Genomic DNA, 5,274 nt, shown 5'->3' with positions numbered 1-5,274 from the left:
ATAGCCATCGCCCGTGGCCCGCGGGTTCCTTCCTCGGGGACTTTCGTACGCCTGCCGGCGCCCGAAACTCTTCACGATAGCGGACAGTCAAATACCGGCCCCGAATGCGACGTCTGAGTAGTGGCTCACCGATCGCCAGCTCAGCGAAATGCCGCCCGCCGGCTGGCCCCACGGATTGCTACCCTGCCGGAATGCCCCCATTCACACGTTGCTGCCAGTTCACGCCGAACGAACTAGTCAGGCCGCTTCCGCTTAACGAGGCTCTTCTTATTTTACCCCAACACGATCTCCTCGCTACGAAATGGCAACTAGGATGTGGCTTTGTGCTTCGATACCCACCACGCCCGGAATATCAGGACCGAGGCAGCGTCCATGAAGAGTGACGCAATCTCGTATGCCCCACGAGGGCTATCTCGTGAGGAAGCAGCTCGTTACATCGGTGTCGGATCGACGCTTTTTGACGAGATGGTTGCCGATGGGCGCATGCCGAAGCCCAAGCGCATCAACAGCCGCGCTGTCTGGGATCGTGTAGCCCTGGATATCGCTTTCACCTCGTTACCGGACAAAGATAGCGGCCTTCAAGAGCTGTTGCAACGAAGCAAACGGGACGTAGAATAAAGATAAGCAACTACGCTGGTTGCGTATGCGCTGCAGGCGTAGTATGATGATGGCCGGCGCGGAAGGGATGACGTGAACGAGAATGAGAAACTTGCGCAAGACGTGAAAGCATGGCGGGCCAAGGAAGGGTTCACTGCCGAAGCCGCGGCCAAGGTTCTGGGAATACCGAAGCGCACCTTTGAAGGTATAGAGCAAGGCAGAGGCTTTCCATATCCAGTCCTGCTGCGCGTTGCCATGAAAAGTGAGGACTTGTTGCAGAAGCCCCTACGCGAGGACTTGCAGCGCGGAGAGTAATTCAATGGCCAAACATCCTAACTACCCTGGAGCTTCTTCGCGCCTGATCAATGGCAAGGAGTACTGGCGCTTCCGAGCTAATCGCCGTGCTCGACAAATAACCTTACCCGGCCAGCCCGGCGACGAAGCGTTTGAGATCGCCTACCGGCGTGCCGTTGAAGGTCGCGCTGGCAGCGCGGAAATTATCAACATGCCCGGGCGCGCCTTGCCGCGTACTTTTGGGCATGCAGCACGGCGACTCGAGACTACCATGGAATGGCTGGACTTTGACGAGGCAACGCAGCGGAAGAACCTGCGGCTCATTGAACGCTTCCTTGAGATGCAGGTCGATCCTGACTATCCACTGACGTGGCGCGATACGCCGGTGGAACATCTTGATGCCGATCGTCTGCGCGCGATAATCGAGGGCATCTTTCTTGCCAACCGGACGGTTGCCAAGCACCTTCTCGTCGCGATCAAAAAACTGCTGTGGGTGGCAATTCAAGTCGAGAAATGGATCAAGCCGCAGGAGGACCCATCGCTGTCCATTCGTGTACGCGTGCCCAGGTCCACCAAGAACCCGGCCTGGCCAATCGGGATCAGAGAAAAGTACGAAGAGCGGCATCCAATTGGTACCCCTGCTCGGACCTGCTACGCACTCGGTTTCTGGCTCGGCAATCGGCGCGCCGATATCGCTGCTCTTGAATGGTGCGATATGGTGAGCGAGGAGATCGAGCTGTTCGACGGCTCGCTGGTGTTGATCGAAGCCTTTGACTTTCGGCAGAAGAAAAACCGCAATCGCCACGGGGGTCGAGAGATGTTCATTCCGGTCGTAGACAAGCTGGCAGCCGCACTTGAACCTCTCGACCGATCGAAAGGCGGCACCGTCTTAAAGACTGCTTATGGCAGGACTTTCTCGGAAAAGAGCCTAACCGGCATGATGCGGCATTGGACCCGACAGGCTGGAATACCCGATGGCTATACGCTTCATGGACTGCGCCGCACATTCGGTACCTACCTGGCCGAGTGCAACATCCAAGCGCGTGCCATAATGGAGGCTATGGGGCATTCCTCGATGACTGTGACCGATGAGTATGTGCGCGAGGCCAACAAGAAGCGAATTGCCGTCGACATTGCACGAGCAATCAACCAGCGCGAAGAAAAGCGCGATGAGATGAAGCGGCGTACGAATTTGCGGATCGTCCGGTGATCAGAAATCGCGAACGGATTGAAGGAGGCGCTTTCGGGCGCTTTTTTTCTGCCTGCACGAGCCGTGGGCAAAGTGCGGGCAAGACGTGGGCAAAGGCCAATTTTTATCAATTAAATCAAAGGTTTTGGTGGGCCCGGAGGGACTCGAACCCCCAACCAAGCGGTTATGAGCCGCCGGCTCTAACCATTGAGCTACAGGCCCCACACGCGGCTGGATTAATGTTTTTCCCCGAACCGCACAAGGCTTTCCGGATGGGCTGGCCGAAATCGTCCAAATCAGCCCATATTCAGACATTAGAGCGAGGTGCGTCCACTTAGACGCGCAAAATACAAAATACGCTCTAACGCTTTGAATCTACGCATCGAGCTTCCCGAAAATCGATTCCGATTTTTATGCCGATGCGGTAGTCGACAAGCGCGACTGGATCGCAGACCGAGGAGACTTTTATGACCAGACATCTTTTGCCCTTGGCGCTCGCCGCCGCAATCGCTTTTCCGGCGATGGCCGGCGCGGCCGATTCGCCGCCGCCGCCCCGCATCGTCGTCACTGGCGAAGGCGAAGCGACCGCGGCCCCCGATCTGGCGCTGCTGACGCTCAGCGTCATGCGCGACGCCAAGACCGCGCGTGCCGCGCTCGATGCCAACAACGACGCCATGGCCTCGGTGATCGCCGCAATGAAGTCGGCCGGCATCAAGGAGCGCGACCTGCAGACAGCCGGCATCCAGATCAGCCCGCGCTACAATTATACCAACAAGCCGGACGGCAGCCAGGAAGCCGAACTCATCGCCTACCAGGTGACCAACACGCTTTCGGTGCGCATCCGCGACATCGACAAGACAGGCGAGATTCTCGACAAGGCGGTATCGCTCGGAGTTAACCAGGGCGGCGGCATCTCGTTCTCCAACGAGGATCCAACGGCAACTGTCACCGAAGCCCGCAAGAAGGCGGTCGCCGACGCAATGGCCAAGGCCAGGACGCTGGCCGAAGCCGCCGGTGTCAGCATCGGGCGGGTGCTGGAAATCACCGACCAGAACGTCGCGCCGCCGCCGATACCGATGACCGCCAAGGCCTTTGATGCGGCCCGCGAATCGGTTCCGGTGCAGGCCGGCGAGAATTCCTACACGGTGCAGGTCACAGTCACTTTCGAGTTGAACTGACCGCCCGCTGAAGCGCGGGTAACCGGCAACATTGACTTTGCTGCATTAAAAAAACCCCCGAGGACTGGTCCTCCGGGGTTTTTCGAGCTGCACCCTTCTATCTCAGGGGGCTCTACTCCAGACCGACCTTCTGCGAAGGTCATGTCCCTAAACCTGACCTTCGCAGAAGGTCATACTGCCAGGCAGGCCGTGCCGGTAGGCAACGTGCGAACACTTACCGGTAGAGGACCGGGCAGCCGCGCTCATTGGCGAACACGACCACGACGCGGTCGCCATACTGGCGGCCCGCTACTTTCACGGTGCGGCGGCCGACGTCGATGATACGGGCACGGCGCAGACCCATGCGCTCTGCCTTGCCGAGAGCACGGTTTGGCGAGCAGGACCGGCGCCAGTCGCGTTCGCGGCGGCGTTCGCGGTAGTAACCATCGTCATCATCACCGGAATAGACGCCGACGCGCGGATCGTCATCGTTGCCGAAGCCGAGGTAGATGCTGTCTGCATGGGCAGTGGCGGGAATGGCGGCAAGCGTGCCGAGGCCGATAAGCGCCGAAAGGGCCGCCGTCTTGATCGTGTTGAACATGTCTTCTCTCCTTGTTCAGAGCTTCCGCCCGCCTTTGATCGAACCAATGTGTCTTACCGATGGCGAGGAGAATGCGCTTGCGTATCTGAACTTTCTACGAACCGGCCGTTCATTTCTGGTTCATGTAGCAACAAGCAATTGCGCAATCTTCTCGGCTTCCGGTTCTGAACAATCCGGTCGGTTCTGAACCATTGGATAGAAAACGCGCTGTCGGACAGCCGGTTCCGGGTCCTGAAGGCCCGTCGCTAGGGCTCGTCGTCCAGCATGTGCTCGAAATAGTCGTCGGGCTCGGCAAGATCGGTCTCGCTGGCGCTGACCCGGCCCCGCATTGAGATGCCGGCCTCATGCACCGTCTCGGCACTGCCTGACACCAGCCTGTGCCACCAGTAGAGATCGTGGCCCTCGGCGACCAGCCGGTAGGCGCAGGTTTTGGGCAGCCAACTGATGGTGCGCACATTCTGCGGCGTCAGACCGACGCAGTCCGGGACGCGCGCCAACCGGTTGGCATAATCGGAACAGCGACAGGTTTCGGCGTCGAACAGCCGGCAGCCGACGCTCGTCCAGTAAATCGCGCCGGTGTCTTCGTCCTCGAGTTTCGACAGGCAGCATTTGCCGCAGCCGTCGCAAAGCGATTCCCACTCGGCCGGGGTCATCGCCTCGAGCGTCTTGGTTTTCCAGAACGGCGTTTCCATCGACGGGATGTGGCCCCTGGCAGGGTGAAGGTCAAGCACCGCAACAGACGCAGACCCGGCCAGCCCCATAGGCCGGCACCATAGGAATAACACGAAGTCGCCTTCAAAACGCCGGCCAATTGCCCTTCGTAGCCGTTAATGCCCGCTAGCCGGAACCAATCCGGTTGATGAACAGTTTGGGCCGGGATGGGACGCCAAAGGAGGATTTTTAATGAAACGCCAACCACGGATTCTGGCAGGCACGGCACTTGGCCTGCTGATGGCGTCCGCGCCGTTGGGCGCATTCCCGTTGCAGGGCAGCGCCGCGTTCGACCCACCGCAGAGTACCGCCACGCCGTTGATCCCCGTGCAATCGAATTGCCCCGAAGGCGAGTCGGCGGAAGGCTGCGCACCGCAGGCGGAACCGGAGCAGAAGCCTCGCAAGAAGCGCGAGGAACAGGCCGCGCCTTCCGGCGAGGAGCAGCAGGGCAGTCAGCGCAGGAAGAAGCGCGAGCAGCAACAGCAAGAGGAAGCCGCACCCGCCGAGCGGGCCGCACCTGCGAGCGACGAACAGCCCGAGCCGCGCAGAAAGAAGCGTGACCGGCAACAGCAGGAGGAAGCCGCACCGGCCGAACGGCCCGCCGAGCAGGCCGCACCTGCCAGCGACGAACAGCCCGAGCCGCGCAGGAAGAAGCGTGACCGGCAACAGCAGGAGGAAGCCGCACCGGCCGAACGGCCCGCCGAGCAGGCCGCACCTGCCAGCGA

General features: G+C 60.2%; 6 protein-coding genes, 1 tRNA gene and 1 pseudogene. 5 read left to right on the top strand and 3 right to left on the bottom strand.

The genetic code is table 11. The annotated features are described in order from the left end of the window. Positions 1–372 precede the first annotated feature (372 nt). The 3 genes from AC0L2A_RS35460 (at position 373) to AC0L2A_RS35450 (ending at position 2,101) form a co-directional block, all read left to right on the top strand. Positions 373–618 (top strand): helix-turn-helix transcriptional regulator, encoded by a 246-nt coding sequence (locus AC0L2A_RS35460; protein ID WP_027047251.1) that lies wholly within the window; start codon positions 373–375, stop codon positions 616–618. A gap of 72 nt (positions 619–690) precedes the next feature. Then, the gene (locus AC0L2A_RS35455; RefSeq protein WP_019860430.1) at positions 691–912 is read left to right on the top strand and encodes a helix-turn-helix domain-containing protein; all 222 of its coding nucleotides are present in this window, start codon (positions 691–693) and stop codon (positions 910–912) included. Between the two features lie 4 nt (positions 913–916). Next, positions 917–2,101: a site-specific integrase gene (locus AC0L2A_RS35450; protein ID WP_473612837.1), complete on the top strand. Its 1,185-nt coding sequence runs from the start codon at positions 917–919 to the stop codon at positions 2,099–2,101. A gap of 125 nt (positions 2,102–2,226) precedes the next feature. On the opposite strand, the gene AC0L2A_RS35445 is transcribed toward AC0L2A_RS35450, so the two are convergent. Further along, positions 2,227–2,302, bottom strand: a tRNA-Ile gene (locus AC0L2A_RS35445). 245 nt (positions 2,303–2,547) lie between these two features. On the opposite strand from AC0L2A_RS35445, the gene AC0L2A_RS35440 reads away from it, so the two are divergent. Next, positions 2,548–3,258 (top strand): SIMPL domain-containing protein, encoded by a 711-nt coding sequence (locus tag AC0L2A_RS35440; protein ID WP_473612836.1) that lies wholly within the window; start codon positions 2,548–2,550, stop codon positions 3,256–3,258. Between the two features lie 214 nt (positions 3,259–3,472). On the opposite strand, the gene AC0L2A_RS35435 is transcribed toward AC0L2A_RS35440, so the two are convergent. Then, the gene (locus AC0L2A_RS35435) at positions 3,473–3,838 is read right to left on the bottom strand and encodes a hypothetical protein (protein ID WP_287299340.1); all 366 of its coding nucleotides are present in this window, start codon (positions 3,836–3,838) and stop codon (positions 3,473–3,475) included. A gap of 245 nt (positions 3,839–4,083) precedes the next feature. Next, positions 4,084–4,530 (bottom strand): YcgN family cysteine cluster protein, encoded by a 447-nt coding sequence (locus AC0L2A_RS35430; RefSeq protein WP_091595075.1) that lies wholly within the window; start codon positions 4,528–4,530, stop codon positions 4,084–4,086. Between the two features lie 211 nt (positions 4,531–4,741). Between AC0L2A_RS35430 and AC0L2A_RS35425 the strand changes: the two are divergent. Then, positions 4,742–5,274, top strand: a pseudogene (locus AC0L2A_RS35425) (OmpA family protein); the annotation flags it as partial.

Source organism: Mesorhizobium sp. WSM4844 (genome assembly GCF_055811775.1).
This window is presented reverse-complemented; position numbering and strand designations above follow the sequence as displayed.

Coding starts and splice junctions, on each gene's coding strand:
- AC0L2A_RS35460 (WP_027047251.1), top strand. CDS start 373: ATGAAGAGTGACGCAATCTCGTATGCCCCACGAGGGCTATCTCGTGAG.
- AC0L2A_RS35450 (WP_473612837.1), top strand. CDS start 917: ATGGCCAAACATCCTAACTACCCTGGAGCTTCTTCGCGCCTGATCAAT.
- AC0L2A_RS35440 (WP_473612836.1), top strand. CDS start 2,548: ATGACCAGACATCTTTTGCCCTTGGCGCTCGCCGCCGCAATCGCTTTT.
- AC0L2A_RS35435 (WP_287299340.1), bottom strand. CDS start 3,838: ATGTTCAACACGATCAAGACGGCGGCCCTTTCGGCGCTTATCGGCCTC.
- AC0L2A_RS35430 (WP_091595075.1), bottom strand. CDS start 4,530: ATGGAAACGCCGTTCTGGAAAACCAAGACGCTCGAGGCGATGACCCCG.